Annotated in this window: 22 protein-coding genes; 10 read left to right on the plus strand and 12 right to left on the minus strand. The window is 68.9% G+C overall.

The window, feature by feature from the left end:
• Positions 1–15: 15 nt before the first annotated feature.
• Positions 16–606 carry a TetR/AcrR family transcriptional regulator gene (locus tag CMC5_RS12305; RefSeq protein WP_050430588.1) on the minus strand — a complete coding sequence of 197 codons (591 nt, stop codon included), beginning with the start codon at positions 604–606 and terminating at the stop codon, positions 16–18.
• A gap of 184 nt (positions 607–790) precedes the next feature.
• Here CMC5_RS12305 and CMC5_RS12310 point away from each other — a divergent pair, with 184 nt between their 5' ends.
• Positions 791–1,327: a hypothetical protein gene (locus tag CMC5_RS12310; protein WP_050430589.1), complete on the plus strand. Its 537-nt coding sequence runs from the start codon at positions 791–793 to the stop codon at positions 1,325–1,327.
• 113 nt (positions 1,328–1,440) lie between these two features.
• Positions 1,441–2,649 carry a retropepsin-like aspartic protease gene (locus CMC5_RS12315; RefSeq protein ID WP_050430590.1) on the plus strand — a complete coding sequence of 403 codons (1,209 nt, stop codon included), beginning with the start codon at positions 1,441–1,443 and terminating at the stop codon, positions 2,647–2,649.
• 429 nt (positions 2,650–3,078) lie between these two features.
• On the opposite strand, the gene eutC is transcribed toward CMC5_RS12315, so the two are convergent.
• Both eutC and CMC5_RS12325 read right to left on the minus strand, forming a co-directional pair.
• Positions 3,079–3,924, minus strand: coding sequence for an ethanolamine ammonia-lyase subunit EutC (gene eutC, locus CMC5_RS12320; protein ID WP_218920256.1), 846 nt, complete (start codon positions 3,922–3,924; stop codon positions 3,079–3,081).
• Positions 3,921–5,315 (minus strand): ethanolamine ammonia-lyase subunit EutB, encoded by a 1,395-nt coding sequence (locus CMC5_RS12325; protein ID WP_050430591.1) that lies wholly within the window; start codon positions 5,313–5,315, stop codon positions 3,921–3,923. Before CMC5_RS12325 ends, eutC begins: the two co-directional genes overlap by 4 nt.
• A 218-nt stretch (positions 5,316–5,533) precedes the next feature.
• On the opposite strand from CMC5_RS12325, the gene CMC5_RS12330 reads away from it, so the two are divergent.
• Complete coding sequence (locus CMC5_RS12330) at positions 5,534–6,187, plus strand: STAS/SEC14 domain-containing protein (RefSeq protein ID WP_050430592.1); 654 nt, start codon at positions 5,534–5,536, stop codon at positions 6,185–6,187.
• Between the two features lie 203 nt (positions 6,188–6,390).
• Positions 6,391–6,855, plus strand: a complete 465-nt coding sequence (locus CMC5_RS12335) for a hypothetical protein (protein WP_156338515.1) — start codon at positions 6,391–6,393, stop codon at positions 6,853–6,855.
• Positions 6,856–6,919: 64 nt separating this feature from the next.
• Here the strand turns inward: CMC5_RS12335 and CMC5_RS12340 are convergent, their stop codons facing one another.
• From CMC5_RS12340 to egtD, 6 genes are all read right to left on the minus strand, one after another.
• Complete coding sequence (locus CMC5_RS12340) at positions 6,920–7,654, minus strand: TlpA family protein disulfide reductase (protein ID WP_156338516.1); 735 nt, start codon at positions 7,652–7,654, stop codon at positions 6,920–6,922.
• Positions 7,651–8,349 (minus strand): OmpA family protein, encoded by a 699-nt coding sequence (locus CMC5_RS48465; protein ID WP_050430595.1) that lies wholly within the window; start codon positions 8,347–8,349, stop codon positions 7,651–7,653. The genes CMC5_RS12340 and CMC5_RS48465 overlap by 4 nt, the downstream gene beginning before the upstream one ends.
• A gap of 64 nt (positions 8,350–8,413) precedes the next feature.
• Positions 8,414–9,733 carry a vitamin K epoxide reductase/DsbA family protein gene (locus CMC5_RS12350; protein WP_050430596.1) on the minus strand — a complete coding sequence of 440 codons (1,320 nt, stop codon included), beginning with the start codon at positions 9,731–9,733 and terminating at the stop codon, positions 8,414–8,416.
• Between the two features lie 51 nt (positions 9,734–9,784).
• Positions 9,785–11,128: a glycosyltransferase gene (locus tag CMC5_RS12355; protein WP_050430597.1), complete on the minus strand. Its 1,344-nt coding sequence runs from the start codon at positions 11,126–11,128 to the stop codon at positions 9,785–9,787.
• Entirely contained in the window at positions 11,125–11,523 is a 399-nt protein-coding gene (locus CMC5_RS12360; protein WP_050430598.1) for a hypothetical protein, read from the minus strand. Before CMC5_RS12360 ends, CMC5_RS12355 begins: the two co-directional genes overlap by 4 nt.
• A gap of 376 nt (positions 11,524–11,899) precedes the next feature.
• A complete protein-coding gene (gene egtD, locus CMC5_RS12365; protein ID WP_050430599.1) occupies positions 11,900–12,871 on the minus strand; it encodes an L-histidine N(alpha)-methyltransferase in 972 nt (323 codons plus the stop codon).
• Positions 12,872–13,051: 180 nt separating this feature from the next.
• Between egtD and CMC5_RS12370 the strand changes: the two genes are divergently transcribed.
• The 3 genes from CMC5_RS12370 (at position 13,052) to CMC5_RS12380 (ending at position 17,041) form a co-directional block, all read left to right on the plus strand.
• On the plus strand, positions 13,052–13,627 hold the full coding sequence (locus CMC5_RS12370; protein ID WP_050430600.1) for a hotdog family protein: 576 nt from the start codon (positions 13,052–13,054) through the stop codon (positions 13,625–13,627).
• Positions 13,628–13,723: 96 nt separating this feature from the next.
• Positions 13,724–14,668 (plus strand): CAF17-like 4Fe-4S cluster assembly/insertion protein YgfZ, encoded by a 945-nt coding sequence (gene ygfZ / locus CMC5_RS12375; protein WP_050430601.1) that lies wholly within the window; start codon positions 13,724–13,726, stop codon positions 14,666–14,668.
• 174 nt (positions 14,669–14,842) lie between these two features.
• Positions 14,843–17,041: a DUF4139 domain-containing protein gene (locus tag CMC5_RS12380; RefSeq protein WP_050430602.1), complete on the plus strand. Its 2,199-nt coding sequence runs from the start codon at positions 14,843–14,845 to the stop codon at positions 17,039–17,041.
• Positions 17,042–17,064: 23 nt separating this feature from the next.
• Here the strand turns inward: CMC5_RS12380 and CMC5_RS12385 are convergent, their stop codons facing one another.
• From CMC5_RS12385 to uppS, 3 genes are all read right to left on the minus strand, one after another.
• Positions 17,065–18,402, minus strand: coding sequence for a Glu/Leu/Phe/Val family dehydrogenase (locus CMC5_RS12385; protein WP_082362418.1), 1,338 nt, complete (start codon positions 18,400–18,402; stop codon positions 17,065–17,067).
• A 147-nt stretch (positions 18,403–18,549) separates the two neighbouring features.
• On the minus strand, positions 18,550–19,371 hold the full coding sequence (locus tag CMC5_RS12390) for a phosphatidate cytidylyltransferase (protein ID WP_063796264.1): 822 nt from the start codon (positions 19,369–19,371) through the stop codon (positions 18,550–18,552).
• 2 nt (positions 19,372–19,373) lie between these two features.
• The gene (gene uppS, locus CMC5_RS12395; protein ID WP_050430603.1) at positions 19,374–20,135 is read right to left on the minus strand and encodes a polyprenyl diphosphate synthase; all 762 of its coding nucleotides are present in this window, start codon (positions 20,133–20,135) and stop codon (positions 19,374–19,376) included.
• Positions 20,136–20,192: 57 nt separating this feature from the next.
• Here uppS and kal/cle point away from each other — a divergent pair, with 57 nt between their 5' ends.
• The 3 genes from kal/cle (at position 20,193) to CMC5_RS12410 (ending at position 25,270) form a co-directional block, all read left to right on the plus strand.
• Positions 20,193–21,557 (plus strand): bifunctional 3-aminobutyryl-CoA ammonia lyase/3-keto-5-aminohexanoate cleavage enzyme, encoded by a 1,365-nt coding sequence (gene kal/cle, locus CMC5_RS48470; protein WP_082362419.1) that lies wholly within the window; start codon positions 20,193–20,195, stop codon positions 21,555–21,557.
• Complete coding sequence (locus CMC5_RS12405; protein ID WP_156338518.1) at positions 21,554–24,289, plus strand: hypothetical protein; 2,736 nt, start codon at positions 21,554–21,556, stop codon at positions 24,287–24,289. Before kal/cle ends, CMC5_RS12405 begins: the two co-directional genes overlap by 4 nt.
• A gap of 135 nt (positions 24,290–24,424) precedes the next feature.
• Positions 24,425–25,270: a hypothetical protein gene (locus CMC5_RS12410; protein WP_050430605.1), complete on the plus strand. Its 846-nt coding sequence runs from the start codon at positions 24,425–24,427 to the stop codon at positions 25,268–25,270.
• The last annotated feature ends 59 nt before the right edge of the window (positions 25,271–25,329 follow it).

A 25,329-nucleotide genomic window follows, 5' to 3' on the forward strand; every position in this document is an offset into this window, starting at 1 on the left:
GCTCCCACCAGCCCCTCAGGGCGCCAGCAGCGCGTCCACCAGTGCGCGCCCCAGCCGCGCCCCATCCCCAGGCGCCAGCGCATCGCTCATCGTCCCCACCCGCAGCGCCCCCTCGATCCCCAGCACCAGCGTCGTCGCGATGTCGCGCGCTCGCTCCCTCCGCTCCGGCGACAGCGCTGCGAGCACCTCGCGCTCCCACCGCTCCACCACGCGCCCCGTGAACGCCGCGGTCAACGCCCGCACGTCTGCGTTACGCGCCGCTGCCGCCCCCAGCGCGGCCCACGCCCGCACCGCCCGCGGATCCGCGCTCTCGTCCCGCGCGAGCCACGCGTTCACCAGCGCGTGCAGCCGCGCCCGCGGATCGTCTCCGGCTGCGCGCAGACGCCCCTCGATCCGCATCTCCAGCAGCAAGGAGAGCCGCTCGATCGCCAGCGGCAGGATCTCGTCCTTCGTCTCGAAGTGGTAGTGGACCAGCCCTGGCGACAGCCCCGCCGCCTCTGCGATGGCCGGCACCGTCGCGGCATCCACGCCCACGTCGGCCACCACCGCGATGAACGCATCCGCGATCTGCGCGCGGCGAAGCTCGGTGTTCCTCGGGCGCCCCATACCCCCCGATCGTACACCGAACGGCTCACCCCTTGCGCACCTAGTTTGCTGGTTGTAAAACCAAAAAACAGAACATCGAAGACCCCTCACAGGATCTCGATAGCTCTGAAGAACACGGGAAACACTGGCAGCGCCCTCGCGTCGAGGCCTCGCGTTTCCTGATGATCCGACCAAGGAGTGCGCCATGAAGCTGGCGGTGCATGCGGATCGTGTCGTCGTGAGTGGCTTCGACGTGATGAGCGCCTTCGTGGTGCTCTTCGGCGGCTCGCTGGTCTTCCCTGCCGTCGTCTGCACCGTGCTCCGGTGGCTCGGCCTGGGTGGCGAGCTCACCTACTTTCACGCCTGGGCCGTCGTGCCCGTCGCTGCGCTCTGCTGCCGCTACAGGTTCGTCGCCGACGCCCGCGGCTGTCGCCTGGGCCGCGCGCTGGCTTTCATCCCCTGGTCCATCCGCTCCTTCGGCCACCGCGCTCGCGTCTCCGTCGAGATCGACTGGGAGGCCGACGATCTGGTCATCACCCCGGAGCACCCCGAGGACGAGTGCGACTGCCTCTCGCTGCTCCACCCCACGATGGGCGCCGAAGGCGCCTGGCACCCCCCCGCGATGGAGGCCTGGGCAGCGCTCGTCGACCGCGAAATCGAGCGCGTCGTGGGCCTCTGCCCCGCAACCGCCGAGGGCAACGGCGGCCCTTACCGCAGCCCGCCGAGAAAAGGCCCCTTCTGAGCAGAGCCCGACAGCCCTCGTCGCACCCCGTCGACCCCCTTTGAAGGCTCCTTGGTGGTCCAGCAAACGGCAGAGCTTGCGATCCCGTCAGCTCCGGCGCATTTCAGACCATCATGGCCAAGAAGCGTCCCACGTGCCACGCCCACCCCGAGGCGCCAGCGACGGCCTCCTGCGCCCGCTGCTACGTCCCCCTCTGCACCGTCTGTCGGGTCCAGGAGGCGATGGACTCGTACTGCGCCAGGTGCATGAAGAGCCGTCGCCGCGCCCCGTACGTGCGCGCCGCCTTGACGCTTCTGGGCCTCGGCGTGGCCGGACTCGTGACCTTCTTCGTCTACCGGAGCTACGAGGCCCCCTACGACCACGGCAAGCACACCAACGAGATCTTCCAGCTCGATGGCGCGCTGACGAAGGAGCCGTGCGACCGCGCGAAAGCCGAGAAGCTGCTCGAACTCCTGCTCGAGACCGGCGACAACCGCGCGGTCATCACCCGCGGCAAGGCGTTCCACGACAAGTGCGGCGCCCACGACAAGCTCACCCTCCTCATGGCGCGCGCCCACCAGAACGTGAGCGAGTGGAACGAGGCCGACGTCGCCTTCACCCAGCTCGTCGAGACCGAGCCCTACAACTCGTTCTACCGCGCCTACCGCGGCCGCAACCACCAGATGAAGGGCGACGTCGACGCCGCCATCTCCGACTTCCAGCAGGCTTACCTGCTCTACCCCCACGCCGTCGACGTCCCGACCGAGCTGGCCACCCTCTACGAGAAGCAAGGGAAGTTCTGCGAGGCCGCCTCGGCGCTCCAGCAGCTCGCCTTCCTCCACAAGACCCAGCCCTTCGCCGCCGGCCTCGACGAGCGCGTGCGAACCCTGGAACAGAAAGGCAACTGCACCGGCTCCGCCGACGCTCGCGCCATCATCCGGATGAAACCGAACGAGAGCGTGCTCCACGCCAAGGTCAAGGTGAACGGCCAGGAAGCTGCCGCGTTCCTGGTCGACACCGGCGCGAGTCACGTCACCTTGCCGCGCGTCCTCGCCGACCGCCTCGGTGTCCGCCTGAGCGGCGCCGAAGAGGTCGTCCTGCGCACCGCCAACGGCCGCAAGACCGGCCACCTCGTCCTGCTCCCCTCCGTGGCCGTCGAAGGCGTCGAGGCCCGCCAGGTCCCCGCCATCGTGGTCGACGAGCTGAGCCCGGGCATCGAGGGCCTCCTCGGCCTGAGCTTCCTGACCCGCTTCGACTTCCGGCAAGCCGACCGCGTGCTCGAACTCCTCCCCCGCGGCACGAAGCCGGCCGCGCCCCCATCTCCGCCCCCGTCTTCACCGTGAGGTCAGGTTGGCGTTCTTCCCGGGACGTCAGGTCCGGGACTTCTCCCCGGGGCGAGGCGCGGTCCAGGCGGTTGGGGAGGACTTCTCCCCGGGGCGAGGCGCGGTCCAGGCGGTTGGGGAGGACTTCTCCCCGGGGCGAGGCGCGGTCCGAGCGGTTGGAGAGGACTTCTCCCCGGGGCGAGGCGCGGTCCAGGCGGTTGGAGAGGACTTCTCCCCGGGGCGAGGCGCGGTCCGAGCGGTTGGAGAGGACTTCTCCCCGGGGCGAGGCGCGGTCCAGGCAGTTGGAGAGGACTTCTCCTCGGGGCGAGGCGCGGTCCAGGCGGTTGGAGAGGACTTCTCCCGGGAGAACCGGGCCGTCCATCGGCTTGGAGCGGGCCATTGGCCTCCATCGTTCTTCATCCTGGGAGGCGGAAATTCGTCGTGCTGGCGTCAGCGGGATGGGTGGGAGGAGGCAGGGCTGGACGGGCTGCCGCTGCTCTCGATCTCCAGCAGGTCGCTGCGATCTTTCAGGGCGACGCCGCTCACCTGGAGGCGGAAGGACTCCTGGATCAGCCACACCAGCCGGTGCGCGGCGTCGTCGTAGGGCAGGCCTTCGGGGCGCACGTTGGAGAGGCAGTTGCGGTCGGCATCGGTGCGGCCGGGCTTCGGGTCGAAGGTGATGTACACGCCGAGGCTGTCGGGAGAACTCAGGCCCGGGCGCTCGCCGATGAGCATCGCCACCAGCCGGGCGCGCAGGCGCTCGCCGAGCGGATCGCCGAGCGCGACCCGGGCCTGGCGCGCGACGATCACGGGGCCCACGCGCCAGGATTTGGGCATGCGGCCTCGGACCGCATCGAGCAACGGGACGGCGTGGCGCTGCACTGCCGCGGAAGAGAGGCCGTCGCCCACCACGAACAGGACGTCGCAGCCGTCTCCGGCGCGCTCGTCGAGCTTCGCTGCGGCGTCTTCGTCGAGCTTTCGGCCGAGGTCGGGTCGCAAGAGGTAGGTGTGGCGATCCGGTGCGGCGCTGCGTACCTGGAGCGTCTCCCAGCCAGAGGCCTTCAGCGCGGCGTGCAAGGCCTCGTCGTCGAGCGGCACGTGTACCGCGTCCCGCGCCTCGGCGTGCGCGAACCCGAACCGCAGGACCTCGCGCGTGGGCAGGCTGGATCCGGTGCGGCCGAGGGCGATGCGCGCGGCCGTGTGGGCACGCAGCTCCGTCCAGGGATCGGCGACGATGATGCCGCCGCTGACGGGGCGAGAAGGCGCCGTCACAGGGCTCGAAGCGTCGCCGCTCACGGGGCGAGCTTTCGTGCGCTCATGGGCGCCAGCATCGGGTGACCGGAGGGGATCGGCTTGATCCGGCGCTTCTCGTCCGCGATGTCCATCTTCTGTAGCCATGCGTCGAACTCCGGGGCGCGCGCGAGGCCGAGGAGCTCGCGCAGGTAGAGGGCGTCATGGAACGAGGTGCTCTGGTAGTTGAGCATGATGTCGTCGGCGCCCGGGACCCCCATGATGAATGCGACGCCCGCGGTTCCGAGCAGCGTCAAGAGGGTGTCCATGTCGTCCTGATCGGCCTCGGCGTGGTTCGTGTAGCAAACGTCGCAGCCGAGGGGGACGCCGAGGAGCTTGCCGCAGAAGTGATCTTCCAGGCCGGCGCGGATGATCTGCTTGCCGTCGTAGAGGTACTCGGGGCCGATGAAGCCGACGACGGTGTTGGTGAGCAGAGGGGAGAAGGCGCGGGCGACGGCGTAGGCGCGCGCTTCGCAGGTCTGCTGATCGACGCCGTGGTGGGCGTCGGCGGAGAGCGCGGAGCCCTGGCCGGTCTCGAAGTACATGACGTTGTCGCCGAGCGTGCCGCGCTTCAGGGAGAGGGCAGCGCTACGGGCTTCGGCGAGCAAGGCGAGGCTGATGCCGAAGCCCTTGTTGGCGCTCTCGGTGCCAGCGACGGACTGGAAGACGAGATCGACGGGGGCGCCCTGCTCGATGGCCTGGATCTGGCTGGTGACGTGGGTGAGCACGCAGGACTGGGTGGGGATGGCGAAGCGCTCGATGATGTCGCCGGTGAGCTTGAGCAGCTCGGTGAGGGCGGGAAGGCTGTCGGTGGCGGGGTTGATGCCGATGACGGCGTCGCCAGAGCCGTAGAGGAGGCCGTCGAGGATGGAGGCGGCGATGCCACGGGGATCGTCGGTGGGGTGGTTGGGCTGGAGGCGGACCGAGAGGTGGCCGGGCAAGCCGATGGTGTTGCGGAAGCGGGTGACGACGCGGCACTTGCGGGCGGCCAGGATGAGGTCCTGGTTGCGCATCAGCTTGCTGACGGCGGCGGTCATCTCGGGGGTGAGGCCGCGCTGGATGCGGGTGAGGGCTTCGGTGTCGGCGGCATCGGAGAGGAGCCAGTCGCGGAGGTCGCCGACGGTGAGGTGCGCGATCTCGGCGAAGGCGTCGGCGTCGTGGGTGTCGAGGATGAGGCGGGTGACCTCGTCGGACTCGTACGGGATGAGGGCTTCGTCGAGGAAGCGTCGGAGGGGGACCTCGGCGAGGGCCATGCGCGCTGCCATGCGCTCGGCCGCGGAGTGGGCCGCGATGCCCGCGAGCTGGTCGCCGGAGCGCGCAGGGCTTCCGCGCGCGAGCAGGTCCTTGAGGTCCCGGAAGAGCCAGGTGTGACCCGCGACGGTGTGCCGGTACTCCATGCCGCCCTTTCTTTCTGATGCTCCCGCGAGGGGGTCGGTGCCGCCCTCGTTCAATGTCGGGCAGGCGATGGGAGCAGGTCAACGTCGGGCAGGCGGTGAGAGCGGGTCGACGATCGGGTGCGAGGGGAGCGATCCTCCTACACCGTCAGACGTCGACTTCGTGCATCGGACCGCGGTGAAACGGCCCGAACGTGCGCGCGGGGATGGTAGCCTGAGGGATGGTGTCACGCCGCACGACGCCTCCCGGGGAGCCTGGCGCCGAGCGCGCCCGGGGGGACAGGCCGAGCACGCCAGGGCTGACGTACGCCGACCGGGTGACGCGGCCTTCGGAGCCTGGCGCCGAGCGTGCTCCGAGGGAGAGGCCGAGCGCGCCAGGGCTGACGTATGCCGACCGGGTGACGCGGCCTTCGGAGCCCGGCGCCGAGCGCGCCCGTGGGGACAGGCCGAGCACCTCCGGGCTGACCTACTACGGCCGCCATCTGCTCCACCACGAGCCGCCGGATCTCTACGTGGTGCGGCTGGAGGGGATGCTCTCGCCGGACGAGATCCGGGCGATGATCGCCGACAGCCGGGACTTCGTCGCGCAGGCGAAATACATGCTGCTGCTGCTCGATCTGCGGACGCACTGGGCGGCGCCGGCCGAGACGCGGAAGCTCGTGGCGAGCATCGAGCGGCGGAAGGCGCCGCGGTTCATGGCGTGTCTCGGGGGGTCGTTCGCCTCGCGGGTGATGGTGAGCGTGGGGGTGCGGGCCTCGAACCTCTTCTCCCCTGGCGGGATGATGGCGGCGTTCTTCGAGGATGAGGGGCCAGCGCGCGCGTGGCTGTACACGCAGCGTCGGCGGATGACGGGGCAAGGCGACGCGCCGCCGTGAGCCGGGGCCGCCGCGGTGGGGTCGTGCGGCGGGTCCGAGGTGGCGGGTGAGGCGTCGATCCCACGCGCGTTCCTGGTCGGCGATGGCAGGTGATGGACCGCCGCCTGGCGACGTGGATACGATGCGTCACACGGGCATCCCGGGGTGGAGCGGCCCGAACGTGTGCGTGTGGGAGGGTGGGTTGAGGTATGGTGGTGATCCCCATGACACTTTCATCCGTGCCTGGCGCGGGCGACGTGGCAGCTCGGTCGACGAGCGCGTGCGGCGTGACCTCCTTCGGTCGTCACCAGCTGCATCACGAGCCACCGGATCTTCACGTGGTGCGGCTGGATGGGAGCCTCGAGATCGAGGAGGGCCTGGCGATGCTCGCGGCGAACGCGGAGTACGTCGCGCGCGCGAGGTACATCCTGCTGCTGGTGGATCTGCGCACGGCCTGGGTGGCGCCGGTCGAGACGCGGAAGCTCGTGGCGACGATCGACAGGCGATGCTCGCCCTGGTTTCTCGGGTGTATCGGGGGATCGTTCTCGTCGCGGGTGATGATGAACGTGGGGGTGCGGGCCGCGAACTTCTTCTGCCCTGGTGGGATGACGGCGGCGTTCTTCGAGGAGGAGGCGCCCGCGCGGGCGTGGCTCTACGCGCAGCGTCGGCGGATGACGGAGACGAGCTGAGCGCGAAGGCCGTGTGCGCGAGGAGGGCTCGCATGGATGCCGTGCTCGACGGCGGTGATGCGCTTCAGCGGGCGCCGAGGTAGGCGGAGACGGCGGGGTAGTCGCTGTCTTCGACGGCGCCGTGGATGACGCAGGTGACCTGGCCTGCGGGGTTCACCAGGGCATGCACGGGGAGGTCGGGCGGGTTCTTCAGGCCGAGGCCGGTGAGCCAGCTGGTGCGATCAGGGCCTTCGGGGAGCCAGTAGCTGGCGCGGACGCCGTGGCCGGGTTGCTCTTGCAGGAAGCGGTTGAGCTGTCGTTCGTCTTCGTCGAGGGAGATGAAGGCGAGGTCGATGAGGACGCCAGCGCTGCGGAGCTTCTGCTGCCATCCGAGGAGGCGCGGCATCTCTTCCTTGCAGGGCTTGCACCACGCGGCCCAGAAATTGACCCAGACCCACTTGCCGACGCCGAAGCCGATGGCGGCGGGAAGGGCGGCTTCGCCCGGGGCCGCGGCGGTGGCGATGGGGGAGGCCGGGGCGGGGCGCGTGGTCTGGCCGGTGCACAGGGTGCCAGGGGCGCGAGGGGGTTTTGCGGCGGTGGCGCCAGGCGTGCCGGGAGCGCCAGGGGCGCCAGCGGCGGTCTGGGCGGGGAGGGCGTTGCTCGGGGCGACGACGGCGTTGCTGCGGCCCTGGCCGGGGCGAGGGGGCTCGGGCTGGGCCTTGTCGCCGCCGTCGCAGGCGGTGGCGCCGAGGGCGAGCAAGGCGGCGGTGAACAGGCCGAGGTGACGACGGGGAGAGAGAGCGGAGGCGGCAAGGTTCATAGCTGGCAGTCGACCCAGGAGACGAAGGCGCTCCGGTTGATGGCTTCGGCGGTGCAGGCGCGGTTCTTTCGGGACACGTTCCAGGCGCAGTAGTCCTTCCCGAGCTGGGCGAACTCGTTGCCGAGCCAGAGGAGGCCGACCTTCTTGTCGAGGTCGGGCTCCTTGAACTTGTCGGCGATGTCGAACATCACGCTGTTCGCGCGCTTGTGCGAGAGGGTGCGGTTGTACTCGGGGGTGCCGGTCTTCGAGGCGCGGGCGACGACGAAGTAGTAGCGGGCGCCGCGGCGGTCGAGCCAGCGGTCCTCGATGAGGGCCTTGGCGTCGTCGTCGAGCTTCTCGGAGGCGTCGTCGAACATGATGACGGCGCCGCGCTCGCGCAGGGGGGTGAAGAGGGCGTTGAAGTCGTCGTCGCTGATGGCGGCGAGGTTCTTGACGTCGGCGGGCTGGCAGCCACGCCGGGACTCGGTGCCGGTGAGGCCGCAGGCGTTGAGGACGCGCTGGAGGACCTGCTTGAAGGCCGGGGTGCAGTAAGGAGCCTCGGCGTCGCTGGCGATGGCGATGGCGGGCCTGGCGGCCTCGGCGACGCCGGTCTTGAGGCGGACGGCGGCCGACTCCACGCCGGCGTGGACGGTGAAGGCGGAGCCGGCGAGCAGGGTGCAGCCAGCGACGACACCGAGGAGGGCGGCGTGCTTCATCGGGGCCTCCGGTTGGACGTGAGGTTGCGCGCGGCGCGGGCGAGGCGGAGGAGGTGGCGAGGCGTCATCGGGGCCTCAGGTTGGGGGCGAGCTTGGTGACGGCGTAGGCGAGGCCGATGTCGGAGTCCTCGTCGCAGAGGCGGGTGTCGCCGAGGAACATCTGGGGGGTGGAGACGGGGAGTTTGTTGTCGACGGCGTGGCGCAGCATCTTGTCGAGGCGTTGCTGCGTCTGCTTGGACTCGATGCAGGTGTCGAGGCCGGGCCAGCGGGTGCGGATGCGGGCCTGGATGTTGGCGAGGCCGCCGCCGGCGTTGGCCTCGGCGAGCAAGGCGTCCTGTTCGTCGTAGGCCCACTCGAGGACGGAGAGGGCGCGGTGCTCGCTACACAGGATGGCCTTGGAGACGAGGCAGGCGCCCTTGTGCATGGGGCGGTCGAGCATCCAGTTGCAGTCGCTGTCGAGGGGGAAGAGAACGAGGGTGGTGTCGAGCTGGTCGAAGATGCCTTCGGCGACGAGGCGCTGGTGGAGCGCTTTGCAGGTGGGGCAGAGGGGGTCGACGAAGAGGGTGGCTTGCTGGCCGCCGCGGGAGCCGACCTGGAGGAGGGCGCCGGTGGTCTCGGTGGGCTTCTCGAGCTTGCCGCAGCCGGTGAGGTAGCTGCTGTAGCTGGGCAGGGCGCTCAGGTAGAGCAAGGCCGGGGTGACGGCGAAGATGGCGAGGCCGGTGAGCCAGGCGAGGAGGAGCAGGGGAGAGCCTGGGCGGCGCGCCGGAGCGGGGGCGTCGTCGATGACCGTGGGGGCGATGGCCTGGGCTTCGCCTGCAAGCGGGACCTGGGGCGGGAAGGGGGCCGGCGCCGCGGCGCCGAGGAAGGCGTCGGTGCGGGCTTCGCGCCGGTCGTGGACGAAGGCGGCGATGCTGGCGATCGCGAGGAGGGTGGAGCTGACGTAGATGCCCGCGCAGGTGGTGCAGATCGATCCGAGCCGGAGCAGGGAGACGAGCAGCATGCCCACGGAGACGAGCAGGGGGGTGACGCCAGCGAGGAGGAGGAACTGCGGAGCGCGCCGGGGGGCATGGCGGCCAGCGAGCAGGTAGTAGAGCGAGAAGGCGGCGAAGAAGGCGAAGGCGCCGACGGCGAAGAGGGAGATGGGGATGCCGCCCCAGTAGCGGTCGCGGAAGAAGGCGGCATAGGGGCTGTACATCGCGGTGCGGCACGCGGTGTCGGCGCCCTCTGCGACGGACAGGCCAGGGACGAAGCTGCAGTGCAGGTCGTGGACCTGGCGGTCGAGGTGCTTGATGTAATCGAAGGTGGAGGAGGCGCCGAAAGCGAGGCCCAGGAGGGAAGCGAAGAGGGCCAGCGCCGCAGGCCAGCGAGGAGCTCGGCTCGGCATGGCTTCTGATTACGTGACCCCCGGAGGGGCGTCAAACGGGGGGCGGGATGGTCAGGTGGAGGGAGACGGCTTGGTGTTGCCGGACCCCGAGGCGTTGCCAGATCCCGACGGGGTGCTGGACCCTGCGGCGATGCCGGCGTCGATCTCGCGGACCCAGGAATTGTCGGAGCGGATGTACACGTGCTTGGGGTCGACGACGAGGTGCTTCGCCTCGTTCGAGTGGACCTCCCACGGGCTGAGGGCCGGGCGGATCAGGCCGTGGGTGGACTCGCCCTTCAGGCGGGTGTCGGCGAGGGTGAACTCGAGGGCGCGCGGGCCGGTGTTGTTCAGCGTCGCCATCGACATGGCCTCGCGCTGCTGTCGTGGTTCGGTGTGGGTCGCCTTCCAGCGAAGTTTCTCGAACCGCTTCTCCTCGGTGACGTCGGCGAGGGGGACGTAGACGTCTTTGACGTTGTTCCAGTAGCTGTTGATGATCTGGCCCTGGGGCACGCTCACGAGCACGCTGTTGGAGATCGTGGACGGCTTGTTGCGGTGGGGATCTCTGGGGTTGTCGTTCTGGATGGCGGACACGTACTCCGCTGGATCGGTGTCGAAGGTCTTCTTTTCCTTCGCGAGTTCACGCTCCCGTTTCTCTGCGGTGCGCGAGCCGAAGGCGCCGTACTGGAAGCCATATTTCGGCACCACGTCTCTGGGGAGGGGCGTGGTGATGGTGTTGTCGGTGTCGATGTACGTCCCGCCGCGCTCCTTCAGGATGTAGAGGCGCAGGATGTCGGAGATGGCGCCGTAGTTGATGATGTTGTTCGGCCCGTCGGTGAGCCGCCACTCCCAGATGAGCGGCTTGAGCATGCCCTCGGCTTCCAGCTTGCTGGCATGCTCGCCCTCCAGCAGCTCGACGTTGGCCCCGGCGCCTTCCACCTTGCGCTTGTTCGCCTCGAAGTCTTCCGGGGTCTTGCTGAGGGTCTCGGAGAGGAGGACGTTGACCGTGAAATCGGGGTGATCCTGGGCAACCTTCTCGATGCGCGTGGCGTAGTCGTCAGGGATCTCGCCGCCCACCCAGATGAGCCAGATGGTGTTGGGGACCTTCGCTCGGTTGCGCGGGATGGTGGACTTGCTGAACTCCATCCACTTGCGGTCGGTGTATTCGAGGAACGAACGCTGGGTCTGCTTGAGGCTCCGCTTCTTCTCGCCCTGGCCGCACGGGGTGGCGATTTCCGTGGTGTCGGCGTCGTCGAGCGCGGTCGTGGTGAGGAGGCGTTGCTCCAGCTCGGCGATGGTGGGCGTCGGGGCAGGGGCTGGCGCCGGGGGCGGCGTCGGTACGGGGACCGGGGTGATGGCGTCGTCCTGCTGCGGGAGGGTCTGCTGCGGGACATCCGGGGTGGTGGTCTCGGTCGTCATGCGAGGTCTCCTGTGGCGCTGCCCCAGATGTGGTCGCTGCGCTGGGCCGCGATCTCTTCCCAGTGTTCGTCGTCGGTGCTGGCGATGAGGGCGTCGACGCGCAGGTTGGGCTCGATCGCGTCGGCGCGGAGGACCTCGCTGGCGATGGGGTGCTCGTCGAAGTTGGGGGCGACGCGCAGCATGAGGACGAGGTACGCGGCGAGGGTGGAATCCCAGGTGATGCCATGCGCGGCAGCGCGCCGGACGCCGATCTGGACGCGACGGAGCAGCTCGGCGCCGTCGAGCGAAGCCACGAGGTCTTCGTGGTGCGTGCGGAGATGCTCGGCGAGGCGTACGTCGCGCTGTCGGGCGCGGGTCTCGCGCAGGACGTCGGCCTGCTGTTCGAGAAGCTTCATCGCAACCTCCACGGATCCAGGCGCGCCATGGCGTGTTCCTCCTACGCGAGGAGATCAGGAACACCAAACGTGGTCGGGGCTGTCAACCCTGGGCGCTGGCGGAGGGTCGTCGTCCTGTCGCCAGGGAGGGGCGGGTCTGGTGCATGCAGGAAGCCATGGGCGGCTGACACCAGGTCGGTACTCGGCCTCCTGAGCGTGCTTGCAAATGCAATGGCCGGTGAGTCGAACCGTAGTTCTCGAGAGAATCGCCGTCCCATGCAGGCGAACTGGCCCACGAGCCGTCGAGGCGCTTCTGAAGATAGAAAAGGGTCGGACCGACGACGCAGAGAAGGCCGTCGAACGGTCGAGGCGAGGGGCAGCGGGCCCCTCGCGCTGATCATGCCGCAGGGAGCGGGGCGTCGACCATGAGGAGGGAGGTGGAGAAGCGAGCGTGGGGCTCGATCCACTGCTTGGTACACTGGAAGCCGGCGCACTCGGCGAGGGCGGCGATGCTCTCCGGGGTGTACTTGTGGGAGCTCTCGGTCCAGATGGACTCGCCTTCTTCGAAGCTCACCTCGGTGGCGGCGCCGGGGAGGCGGACGCGCTGGCGACACTGGCTGATGAGGTGCATTTCCACGCGGCTGGCCTCGGCGTTCCAGCGGGCTTCGTGGGCGAAGGTGGACAGGTCGAAGTCGGCGCCGAGCTCGCGGTTCATGCGGACGAGGAGGTTCTTGTTGAAGGCGGCGGTGACGCCCAGCGGGTCGTCGTAGGCGCGCAAGAGCTCGTCCTGGGGCTTCACGAGGTCGGCGCCGAGGAGGAGGGCGTCGCCAGGCTGGAGGGCGGCGCGGATGGTGGTGAGCAGGTGGTGAGCGCCGGTCGGGTCGAGGTTGCCGATGTTGGAGCCGAGGAAGAGCACCACGACGGGGGTCCCGGGCTTGCGGCAGGTGGCGGCGCGCTGAAGGCCTTCTTCGTAAGTGGCGCGGTGGGCGGTGATGTCGACGCTGAAGCGCGCGAGGGTGCGCTTCGAGAGGTCCAGTGCGGCCTCGGAGATGTCGATGAGCTGCACGTCGACAGGAGATCCCCGGGCCGAAAGGGGCTCACACAGCATGCTGAGCTTCTCGCCGCAGCCACACCCGAGCTCGAGCAAGGTCGCGCCGTCGCGGAAGGGGGCGACCATGTCGGCAGCGTGGCGTTCGAGGAGGGCGCTCTCGGCGCGGGTGAGGGGATACCACGGGAGCTTGCAGATCGACTCGAACAGGTGCGAGCCGAGTGCGTCGTAGAGGTACCGTGGATCCAGCTGCTTGGGCGTGGCGAGGAGCCCGCGGCGAACGTCGTCGGCGAAGCGTGGCGGTGCGGCGAACATGTCCATGGTGTTCGCGGGAGCCTGCGACGATGGGCGTGGGCCTGCAAGGACAAGGCGGAGCACCAACCAATTTCGTTGGGGCGCAAGTTGGTGGGTCTCCCGAGGAGAATGGAGGAGCGCCGTACGTAAGATGCCCTGGACGCATGGTGTTGTCCGCTGGATCGAGCCCTGCTACGAGGCTGCGCGATGGCAGTGCAGGCGCGCGTGGCGATCCCTGGTGTTCCTCCGGTGAAGGCTCCTCTTCGCTTTGCGGATGACGAGGCGTTTCTTGCCGATCTTCCCTACGACCCGTCGGTTCTTTTTTTTGATGAGCTGCTGGAGGTCGATCCCGAGCAGAGCTTGATCCGCTGTCGGATGCCGACCGATCGGGTGATGCCGTTCGTGGAGGCGCAACGGGCGCACCCGGTGCGGCATCCGCAGCACGTGGCAGGCGCGGTGATGGTGCACGCGACGGGGATGCTGGGGTTCGTGCACGCGTACTACCTGCTCGGGCTGCGGCACCGGGACGGGTGGATCGGGTACGGGACGCACATCCACCGGGTGGTGTTCCGGAAGCTGGTGACGCCAGGGACGCCGATCGAGGCGACGTGCGTGGCCGTTCGAGGGCGCATCGGGACGCAGCGGCATTTGATCCGTTACACGTTCGAGATGCGTCACGAGGGGGCGGTCTGCTACGAGGGGGAGCAGACCGCGGTGTGGATGCGGGTGGATGAGTCCTCACCGCCGCTCGGGGAGTCCGAGCTGCAAGGGGCGCTGGGCTGAGCGTTCGGCCGCCCGGCTCGGTCGGCGCCATCGAGGAGGCGGGCTGGATGGGAGGGTCTTGCTCCAGTTCGCAGAGCCCTCCAGGATGGGGGGACGATGAGCGAGCCGTCTGCCCTGCCGAGCCTGGATGAACAACGCCGCGCCCTGCGTGAGGGGGCGCTGGTGCAGCGCGAAGAGCACCTGGGGACGCTGGTGATCACCGGCTCGGAGCGGCAGAGCTGGTTGAACGGGATCCTGACGTGCAACCTGGAGCCGCTGCGCGTGGGGAGCGGGGCCTACGGGATCAGCGCGGCGAAGAACGGGAAGATCCAGGCCGAGGTGTGGGTGGTCCTCGGCGCGGAGCGGATCCTGCTCGCGGTGCAGCGGGATCGGCTGTCGCTGCTACAGGAGATGTTCGAGCGGTACCTCGTGATGGAGGACGTGGAGGTGGTCGACGGCTCGGCGGAGTTCGGGTGGGTCTTCGCGGTGGGGCCGAAGGCTGGAGCGCTGCTGGAGGCAGGGCGCACTGCGGGGGCCGAGGGGGCGCGCGCAGACTGGACGGGGCTGGGTGGGGCCGTCTTCGGGGCTCCCGTGGAGAAGCTCGAGGCGGTGGAGGGGGCGCTGCTCGGTCAGGAGGGCGCGGCGCGGGGGTCGGCAGCGTCCTGGGAGGTGCTGCGCGTGGAGAATAACGTGGGGCGCTTCGGGGTGGACTTCGACGAGCAGAACTACCCGCAGGAGGCGTCGCTCGAGGACCTGGCGGTGTCGTTCAACAAGGGCTGCTACCTGGGTCAGGAGGCGGTCTACATGCTCCAGCACCGAGGGCACGCGAAGAAGCGGCTGGTGCAGATCGAGGTGCAGGGGGAAGGGGAGCTGCCGAAGGGGACGGCGCTGACGTTGCCCGATGGGACGGCGGTGGGGACAGTGACGAGCCATGTGCCGAACCCGAACGGGGGAGGGGTGCTGGCGCTGGGGTATCTGAAGTTCAAGCAGGCCCGGAAGGGGGTCGAGGTTCGCGTCGCCGGGAGGACGGCGACGGTCGTGGCGGCGCGCGGGGGGTCCTGATTCACACGGCAGGGGCGATCCGAGCCTGAAGGTGGGCTGAGCGACACCACTTCGACCGAGGTGCGGCGTCGTCTGACTCCTGCGGGGGGATCGTCCGCTCGGGAGCCGCAGGGTTAGACCGGGTGCGCTCCTGGTACGTCCAACGGGCCTGTCTTCGTTCACCAAGGGGACGACATGCGCTCGTTGATTGCTGTCTCGCTGCTCGCTCTCGTCGGCTGTGGTTCGACGACCACCTATGTGGCGTCGGACACGACGCTCGGTCGGGTCGTGGTCTATCGCAACGGTATCGCCTACTTCGAGCGGTTCGCTCGGGTGCAAGGGGACTCGCTGGCCATGCAGGTGCCAGCCGACAAGGTGGATGACTTCCTCAAGTCGTTGACGGTGGTGGACGCGAAGACGGGGGAGCCGACGCCGATCGCGTACCCGACGACGCCTCCCGGAGGGGAGGGGGACGTGCAGATGAAGATCCAGCTCCCGAAGGGCGGGGCGCACGAGCTGCGGCTGTCCTACGTGACGGAGGCGCCGTCGTGGAAGCCGAGCTACCGGGTGGTGCTGGGGGACGGGGGGAAGGTGCGGCTGCAGGCTTGGGCGATCGTGGACAACACGTCAGGGGAGGACTGGAAGAACGTGAAGCTGGGGGTGGGGGCCAGCTCGGCGCTGTCGTTCCGGTACGATCTGCGATCGGTGCGGCTGGTGCAGCGAGAGACGCTGCGGCAAGACGATCTGTTTGCGCAGGCGCCGCCGACGGGTGGGGTGACGTACGGGGCAGGGCAAGCGCCGCTCGTGGCGGGGGCGCAGCGGGTGGTGGTGGAGATGTCGGACGTGGTGATCGCGGCGGTGGACGAGGAGGAGCGGGCGGAGGTGGCGCAGGCGCGTCCGAGCGGCGTGCCTTCGAGGGGGCCACAGGCAAAGCCGAAGCCGAAGGCGTCGGGCGCGGCTGCGAGGAGAGACGGGGGGGCAGGTGGCCTGGGCAGGTTGCAGAATCAGGCGTCGAATGCCGGGGCGATGGCGTCGATGGCGCGCAATCTCCAGGGGACGCAGAACCAGATCATCGTCGAGGGCTATGCGGACGTGCGGGATGGCGACAAGTTCTCGGCGTCGCTGGAGCGGGCGAACCGAGTGCGTGAGCAGCTGATCCGGAACGGGTTGCCGCCGGAGCAGGTGGTGGCCGTGGGGAGCGGTGAGCAGCAAGGGCGCGCAGGCGGGGTGCGCGTGGTCGAAGCAGCGCCTTCGGTGGGCGTCGACAAGAACATGGAGCTGAACGGGATCCTCGATGGGTCGCAACGCCCGGTGGGGGGCACGTCGAGTGAGAAGGCGGCTGCGGAGCCGATCGGGATCTCGCACTTCGAGTCGAAGACGCCGATGAACGTGCCGCGAGGGACGTCGGCGATGATTTCGATCCTCGATCAGCAGACCGAGGGGGAGGTCGTGTACTTCTTCGATGCGGAGAGCGCTCGGGGGAACGCGCGGTTCCCGTTCCGCGCGGTGCGGGTGCGCAATCCGACGGGATCGGCGCTGGAGACGGGGCCCGTGACGGTGTTCGGGGAGGGGCGGTTCATCGGGGAGGGGCTGTGCGAGCCGATCCCGGAGCGGTCGGTGGCGTTCATCCCGTTCGCGCTCGATCGTCAGGTGGTGGTGGAGAGCAAGGACCAGGAGGAGGACCGGATCGCGCGAATCCTGACGGTGCAGCGGGGGGTGTTCTCCACGGAGGTGCAGCACACGCGGCGGCGGACGTACGCGTTCCACAACCGGTTGATGACGCCGGCCACGGTGTACGTGCGCCATACGGTGGCGCCAGGGTTCACGCTGGGGAAGGCGCCCGCAGAGAGTGAGCGGCTGGGGGCCGCGCACCTGTTCCGGGTGTCGGTGCCCGCGGGTGGGAAGGCGGAGGTGTCGGTCGAGGAGGCGACGCCGGTGTTCAAGACGGCCGATCTGCGCTCGACGACGGGGCGGGAGATGGTGGGGGCCTTTCTCTCGTCAGGGGCCGTGGAAGGGCCGCTGAAGGAGGCGGTGGGGGAGCTGATGCGGCTGCAAAAAGAGATCGGGGGCTTCGAGCAGCGGGTGGACACGATGCGCGAGCAGATGTCGGAATACCGGGCGCGGATGGACGAGCTGCACGCGCAGATCGTCACGCTGCGCGCGGTGAAGACGGCGGGGCCGCTGATGCAGAGCCTGGAGAAGAAGCTGTCGGAGGTGAGCGACAAGCTGTCCAAGGCGACGATCGAGCTGGTCGCCGTGCAGGAGAAGCTGATGGTGGCGCGCATCCGATTCCAGGATGGCGTGGCGGATCTGTCGCTGTCGCGGAAGGACGAGCCCGCAGCGAAGGCGGATAGCGAGCCGGCCAGGCCGCCCAGTACCCGCCTCGGGGGGTGATGGGTGTCGCTAGAGCGCGAGGTTCAGGGGAAGATCTCGCGCTCGCCGTAGGCGGCTGCGATGCGCTGGAGCGCGACGCAGTAGGCAGCGATGCGGAGGGACTGCTTCTTCTGCCGCGCCACCTCGGAGACCTCGCGGTAGGCCTTCTTCATGGCCTTCTCCAGGCGGGCGTCGACTTCCTCGATGCTCCAGCTCTCGGAGCGCTTGTTCTGCACCCACTCGTAGTAGCTGACGGTGACGCCGCCGGAGTTGGCGAGGACGTCGGGGAGGATGTCGATGCCGCGGTCGAGCAGGATGCGCTCGCCTTCGGGGGTGCAGGGGCCGTTCGCGCCTTCGGCGACCAGGCGGACCTGGAGGTCGCGGGCCTCGTCGACGCCGACCTGGTTCTCGAGCGCGGCGGGCGTGAAGATGTCGGCCTTGATGCGGAAGAACTCTTCGCGGGTGATGGGCTTGCCGCCAGGGTAGCCCGCGATGGAGCGGTGGCGCTTCACGTAGTCCTGGAGCTTGTGCGGGTTGAAGCCCTCGGGGTTGTACAGGTAGCCCGCGTGATCGCCGACGGCGATGGTGGAGACGCCGAGCTTCGAGAGGATGACGGAGGTGTTGGATCCGACGTTGCCGAAGCCCTGCACGATCATCGTCGCGCCGCCGAGGTTGAAGTCACGCTCGTCGGCCCACTCGGTGATGCAGTGGACGACGCCCTGGGCCGTCGCCTTCTCGCGTCCGTAGGTGCCGCCGCTGGCGACGGGCTTGCCGGTGACGACGCCCTTCACGGCCTGCTTCATGAGCTGGCCGACCGTGTTCATGTACGTGTCCATGGCCCACGCCATGACCTTCGCGTCGGTGCCGACATCGGGAGCGGGGATGTCGGTCTCGGGGCCGATGTTGGGGCCGAGGGCGTGGAAGAAGCGGCGGGTGATCCGCTGCAGCTCGTCACGCGAGACCTCGTTGGGGTTGAACTTGATGCCGCCCTTGCCGCCGCCGAGCGGGAGGTTCATGAGCGCGCACTTCCACGTCATCATCGCCGCGAGCGCCTTGACGTCGTCGAGCGAGACGCTCTCGTGGTAGCGAACGCCGCCCTTGTACGGGCCGAGCAAGTTGTTGTGCTGGATCCGATAGCCCTTGAAGAGACGGACGGTCCCATCATCCATCTTCACGGGGAAGTTGACGATGATCTCGTTCTTCGGCTGCTGGAGGATCGTGTGGATGTACGGGGGCAGGTCGATGAGTCGGGCTGCCTCGTCCAGGTATCCCTGGATGTTCTTGAAGAACTCGTCCTTCGAGGTTGCCGGCTTGGCCGCGTTCGGCGAGCTCGGCTTCGCCTCTGGGATGGGAACGGTGGGGCTCTTCTCTGCTTTGCTCATGGGGACGCTCCGCGTTCTAGTCCGCAGAACGTCAGGCTTCAATCACGCGACGCGTTACGTACTTGTCGCGAAATCCGGGTTCATGGCCTCGTGCGTCGGACCCCTTCGTGGGGCAGTAAGCCGAGCGCAGCCATTCGCCGCGGTGCGTTAGTGCTGCCACCAGAACAGGATGTAGAAGTAAGTCAACGTGGCCGTCACGAGGAGGGCATCGACGCGATCGAGAATGCCGCCATGGCCAGGGATGATGCCGCCCGAGTCCTTCACATTGACGGAGCGTTTGAGCAGCGATTCCCCGAGATCACCGGCCTGACCCAGGGCGCCAGCGACGACGCCGAGCACGATTGCGTCGAGGGCGGGGAGGGACCGCAAATAGAGGAAGTGGCCGACGAGCGCGCCGAGCACGGCGAAGACGAGGCCGCCGATGGCACCTTCGATGGTCTTCTTGGGGCTCACGGCCTCGTAGAGCTTGTGCTTGCCGAGGAACCGGCCAGCGAAATAGGCGCCGGTGTCCGAGAACCAGGAGAGCGTCAGGGCGAGAACGACGAAGCCCGGGCCGTCGTCGCCAGCGTCACGTCGGAGCAGCGCCAGCGCGGCCATGCCGCCACCGAGGTACAGGGGGCCGAAGGTCGCTGCCGCGACCCGCAGCGCCGCGCTGTTGATGTCACCGAGCCGGGCGAGGGTGAGCAGCATGCCCGCGATCGGGAGGGAGAGGAGCAGGACGAGGAGGGCGCGAGGGTCTGTGCCCCAGCGCCAGAGGACGCCGTAGACGACGAGCGTCATGGCGAGTCCGGAGACCTGAGAAGGGCGGTCTTCGGGATGGGTCATCCCGAACAGCTCGAGCGCGCCGACAGAGGTGGCCACGGCGAGGAACACGGCCCATCCCCAGGGGGGGCCGAGGTAGAGCAGCGCGAGCAGGAGGGGGATGGCGATGGCAGCGGCGAAGAGGCGCTGGATGAGGTTCGAGCGCACGATCAGGTCTCCGTTCCGGTCTGGGAAATCGCCATGGGCATCGGCTTACCGACCTTGCCGAAGCGTCGTTCCCGGCGCTGGTAGCTGGCGATGGCGGCAAACAGGTCGTCCTCGACGAAGTCGGGCCACAGCCGGTCAGTGAAGGCGAGCTCGGCGTAAGCGGCTCCGTACAGCAAGAAGTTCGAGAGGCGCTGTTCTCCACCGGTCCTGATGATGAGATCAGGGTCGCCGAAGCTCAGGCTCGGGATGCGTGTTGCAAGCAGGGTGTGGTCGATGCTTCGTGGGTCCAGCCTGCCAGCCGCGGCTTCGAGGGCGAGCTGCTGGGCGGCGGCGGCGATCTCTTCGCGTCCTCCGTACGAGAGGGCCAGCGCCAAGGTCATGCGGCTCTTGTCGGACGAAGCTTGGCGGAGAGGGTAGAGCACCTCGCGCACGGCAGGGGGCAAGCGTTGGAGGTCGCCGATGGCGACGAGACGGATGTCGTTGTGGAGGATCTCGTCGCGTTCGCTCATGAGGAACTCGCGGAGCAAGCCCATCAGAGCGTCGACCTCGCCCGTCGGGCGAGCCCAGTTCTGCTCGCTGAAGGCGTAGAGGGTCAGCGCCTCGATGCCGAGGCGGCGGCAAGCGCGAACGAGGCGGCGCACCGCGGCGGAGCCGGCCTTGTGGCCTGCCTCGCGCGGCTCGCCACGCGACTCCGCCCAGCGTCCGTTGCCATCCATGATGATCCCGAGATGACGGGGGAGATTTCTGGCTTCCACGAGGTTCATCAGCCGCGGGGAGTTTCCACTGTTGACTACCGACTGTCGACTGTCGACTCTCCCCGCATGAGCATCGGGGTCGGTCTTACGGTCACGCTTCGCGTCCGCATGGGGTCGCACGACGCACACTACGCCGGAGAGCTCGTCGATGGGGCCCGAATTCTCGGGCTGTTCGGTGATGTCGCCACCGAGCTTCTCATCCGGCTCGATGGGGACGAGGGGCTCTTCCGCGCCTACGAGGGCATCGAGTTCCTGGCTCCGGTGCGGGCGGGCGACTATATCGAGGCCACCGGGGTCATCACCAAGGTGGGCAACACGTCCCGGACCATGGCGTTCGAGGCCCGGAAGGTGGTGACGAACCTCCGGGATGGCGGCCTGCCTCCCTCGGCCGCAGACGCGCTGGCGGATCCTGTGGTGGTGTGCCGCGCGCTGGGAACGTGCGTGGTGCCGAAGGAGCTGCAGCGGCGTCCGCGGCTTGTGCTGCCGTCGCTGTCGGCGGCGCCCCCGGATCAGGCGCTGGCAGAGCTGCCGGAGCCGAGGCCGATCATCACGCCGCCACCGCGGGTGATCGTGACGCCGCCGAGCTCCGAGCTGATCCTGACGGCGGCCATCGTGGGGGCCGAGATCACCCGGAAGCAGACGCCATGGTTGCCGATCACGGCGCGCGAGATCGCCGACGAGGCGGCGCGCTGTCGTGATGCCGGGGCGGCGGTGATCCATCTCCACGTGCGCACGGCAGATGGGGCTCCGAGCCAGGACAAGGGGTTGTTCGCGGAGGCGATTGCGGCGATCCGGGAGAAGACCGACGTGATCGTGCAGACCTCCACCGGTGGGGCGGTGGGGATGGGTGGAGAGGAGAGGGCGCAGCCGCTCCTGTGTCATCCGGAGATGGCGACGCTCAACTGCGGCACGCTGAACTTCGGAGAAGAGGTATTCGAGAATCCGCGTCCGCTGATCCGGGATCTGTGCAAGCGGATCCGCGAGGCGGGCAGCGTGCCCGAGCTGGAGTGCTACGAGGTGGGGCACATCGAGGAGGCGCTCCGGCTGCACGCGGAGGGGGTGCTCACCGGGCCGCTTCACTTCCAGTTCGTGCTCGGGGTCCCCGGCGGGATCGGGGCGCGCGAGGAGGTGGTGCGCTTCATGATGAGCCAGATCCCGCCTGGCGCGACGTGGGGGGTCGCCGCTGTGGGGCGGCATCAGCGTCCGATGACGGAGCTGGCGATGCGGCTCGGGGGACACGCGCGGGTGGGTCTCGAGGACAACATCTACCTGGACAAGGGGGTGCTCGCAGAAGGGAGCGCGCCGCTCGTGGCCCGCGCTGCGGCGTACGCGAAGACGGTGGGTCGAGAGGTCGTCGATCCTGCGCGCGCCCGGCAGCTCCTCGGACTTCCTGGCGCCGGCGCCAGGGCAGGGGAACCGCGCGCGTCGTGATGCCTCAGGGCCCCTCCGGAAAGCTTCTCGATCACCTGCGCCGTCGCGGTCCCGTCGCGCTGCTCTTCGTCGGGCTCGCGGTGGGGGTGCGCTTCGCCGCGCCCGCCCCGCCGCCACGCTCGGTCGACGCGATCGCGGCGATGCTCGGCGAAGCCGTCGGTGGTTCGGTGGGGGTCGACGACTTCGTGTGGGAGGAGCGGGGGGGCTTTCTCCACGATGCGTTGCTCGGTCGTCGGGTGCTGTTCCTGGCGAAGACGCCCGAGGGCGTGGCGGGGAGCCACGCGGATCTGTTCCGCGCCAGCGTGCGGCTCACGCGGACAGGGCGGCCCCTGGGGCTGCACACCGTGAGGAACCTGAGCCAGACGCCGGTGGGAGACGACCGGGGGCTCGTCGCGCGTGGTCGCCATGCGGCGTTCGTGAACGTCACGCCGGGGATCGGGGTGCAGAGCATCACGCTGCTCGATCTCGGTGGTGAGGTTCCCGAGCACCGCAGCCGGAGCGAGCGGTTCCTCGCCATGTTCGAGGGGTGGCTGGAGAGCGGGAGCACGCGCGGGGTGACGCGCACGGAGATCTCGTTCGGGACGCCGCCTCCGGAAGCGCTGGTGGATCTGACCGATGAGCTTTTGTTGATGGGGCTCGGTCCTGAGCGTACGCCGGCGTCGGTCGACTTGCGGGAGCATGTGCTGAACACCGGGGGCAAGGAGGCCTATCGCCCGGAGGTTCACGCGATCGGTCGACCCCTGCACTCGTTCGTCGAGGTGGCGACCTCGGCGACGCAACGCTGGTTCGGCGTGGAGAAGGCCCGGGAGGTGGAGCGGGCGCTGCTGGACGCGGAGCGCCGGTTCCATCCGCTGCCGCCGGAGTCGGCGATCGTCGGGGAACCCGTGAGTTCGACGGGAAGCGCTTCGACGTCACCGGAGGCGTGGCCACCGGGGGCGATCCCCGCGGTGCTGACGCCCGCGCTTCCGGGAGAGGGGGTGTGGGTCGCCGCAAAGGCGCCGTTCGGAGGCGAGGGCTCCGCTGCGGCCACGCCGGAGACCCCGAACGAGCCGTTGTTTCTGGCGACGTACGTTCGACCGGACGCGCGCTCGGTCCACGCGTCCGTGCATCTTCTGGCGATCGACACGCGGCGCATCGAGCTTCGTTTTCAGGCCGGTTACGACGCGCCACGACCCGTCGCGGGGCCTCGAGGGACGGGGCGGCTGCCAGCGCCGTCGGTCGTCCCGCCGGCAGGAGCAGGAGCGGAGGGGGGAGGCGCTGAAGGCCAGCCCGCCGACGAGGGGGAGGTCTCTTCCGCTCCCAGCCTTCTTGGAGCCATCGCCCTCGGTTGGGAGCCGGATCATGGGGTGGTCGTCGAGGGGCACCCGTACGTGCCTCCTCGGATCGGTGAGGCGACGATCGCGGTCGATCGTCATGGCCGCGCGCTCCTGGGGCGATGGCCAGGCGCTGTAGGGGTGGCCGAGACGATCACGTCGCTGTTTCAGGGGGCGTCGCTCCCTGGCACCCCACGAGCTGCCCAGGAAGTCGGCGACAGCGACGAGGTGGCTGCGCCGGCTGGTGGTGGGGCGGCGTGGGACGATGACCTGGTGACCGAGCGCTCGGCGCTCTGCGTGACCGCGGGGGGCTACCTCCTCCATGCCTGGAGTCGCGCGGTGGACGCTCCTGCGCTCGCGCGTGTGCTGAGCGCGAGCGATTGTCGGTCGAGCTTGCAGCTCGGTCGGCATCCGGCACGTCTCGGGTTCGCGTGGCTGGGGGAACGAGATGGGGGGTGGGTCGCCGCGAGGAGTGTCGCCGGGATGACCCTCGTCTCCGAGCAGCTCACGTCGGCGTCGCCTGGGGCCTTTGCGTATCTCCTGCGGCGTGGAACCGCGCCGGAGGTGTCGCCTCGTCGCGCGGTGTGGGCCCTGGATGGTGCTACCCAGCCGGCTCCCCTTTCGGTTCCTGCGGTCCACACGGCCGAGGTCGTGAACCTCGGTGCGCGGGTCCGGCTCACGGCATTCTCGCCGGAGCGCTTCGAGATGCGTCTGCGCGCAGGTTCGCGCGAGATTTCTCCGCGGGGGGCGCCCGAGTTGCCGAAGTCCCTCTCGGCGGAAGAGCATGCTCGCGCTCTCGCTTCCATCGGCTTTGGCATCGGGCGACGACGAGGGGCACTCGGTCTCTCGATCGACGACAAGGTCGGGCTGAGGCTTCGCAACGAAGGTGGGCTTCTGGTGGTGCAGGGCCGCCGCATCGACATCCTTCCAGCGGGCGCCACGCTGCCGGAAGGAGCGGCTGCCACGGAGCTGCCGCTCGTGGCGGAGGGCGGCAAGCTGTTGCCGGGGGCGAGAGAGATCGGATCGAGGCGAAAGCGTGGGGCGGCGTGTGTCCTGGAAGATGGGACGCTCGTCGTCGCCAACACCACGTTCGACAGCGACGAGGCGACCACCGAGGCGCTCCTCGATCTGGGCTGTCACCGGGTCGTCGCCTTCGACCGTGGCGCCCGCCGACCTACCTTTTTGCATCGTTCAGGGAGCGTGGCAGCGCCTTCTGCCTCGCAAGAGGAGCCCACCGAGCCTTCGGAGGGCGCCGTCGCCCCGGAAGCCGCGGAGCCTTCCGGCGACAAGGAGCCCGAAGACATGGCTCCCCTCCCTGTACCCGAGCCGGAACTCCCGCCGACCCTGCGGGCCGGATACGACGACACGACCCTGTTCCTGCTCGAAGCGAGCATGTCCGGGCGTGTTCGCCCTCTCTGAGCCAGTCCCGGACCTTGCCGGCCACTCGTCTTCCTTCAGCGGATGACCGCCGGTGATGTCGGAACCCAAAGATGCGTGTATCCTGATTTTCCGTTTTGCTGAGGCGACGAGGGGGAGCGGGGTGGGGGCGAGGTCATGAGCGTGAATGCGTCCGATGCAGGGGTAGCGACCGGTCCGAACAAGAGCTGGAGGCTGCTTCTGGTAGCCCTCGCGGCGGTCGCCGTCGGGGTGGTCATCCATGCCATCACGGATAGCGTGCTCTGGAGCGTCGTGGGGGTGGTGGTTGGCTTGCCCGTTGCGGGCTTCCTTGTTGTGCTGCTCGTTGCCACCGTGCAGCACCAAGCGGCAGAGAGAGAGCGCAAGACGCAGGTGCCCGTGGGGGCAGGACGGGTCATCGCCGATCCCACGCAGAAAGCGATCTGTATCGATACCGTGCCTCCTCAGGCGCCGCTCTCGGGTGATCGGCTCGCCCTCTGGCTCTGCGAGTATTTCGACTACTGCGTGGTTCGGTACAACGCATCGAACTGGGCGCCTTCGGATCCTGGTGGTCAGCTATGGCCGCGCGCTCGTACCTGGCTGCTGGAGCTTCAGCCGAAGCTCGTTGCTGGCGCGGGAAGCCCCGCGAACCCGATCGACTTTGGTGATCTCGGAGGTTGGACGTATCGCTCGGGCGCGTCGGAGCGTGATCGGAGCAGTGTGCGCATCGATCTGAGACTCGTCCGAGGATCGAAGGGGTACGCCTGCCTCACCAGCGAGACGATGGGGCAGCTTCATCGCGGTGATGTGCTGGCCGAGTCGTTCTTTGCGGTGGCGGCGCACGTGCTGAACTCGGGACAGGTGGACCCGAAAGAAGTGGGGGCGATGCTCCTCGCGCAATGCGAGATCTACAGGTCGAAAGGAAACACGATGGTGCAGGGGAGAGCCGTGAGCGAGGCGCTCACGCAACAACCTGCTTTCGCAGCACGGCTCGCTGCCGTGTGATCCGTGTCGGAGGTGAACCGCGAGCCTTGACGGCGTTCACCTCGGTGGGCGAAGACCGC

The organism is Chondromyces crocatus (genome assembly GCF_001189295.1).
Taxonomy (GTDB): Bacteria; Myxococcota_A; Polyangia; order Polyangiales; family Polyangiaceae; genus Chondromyces; species Chondromyces crocatus.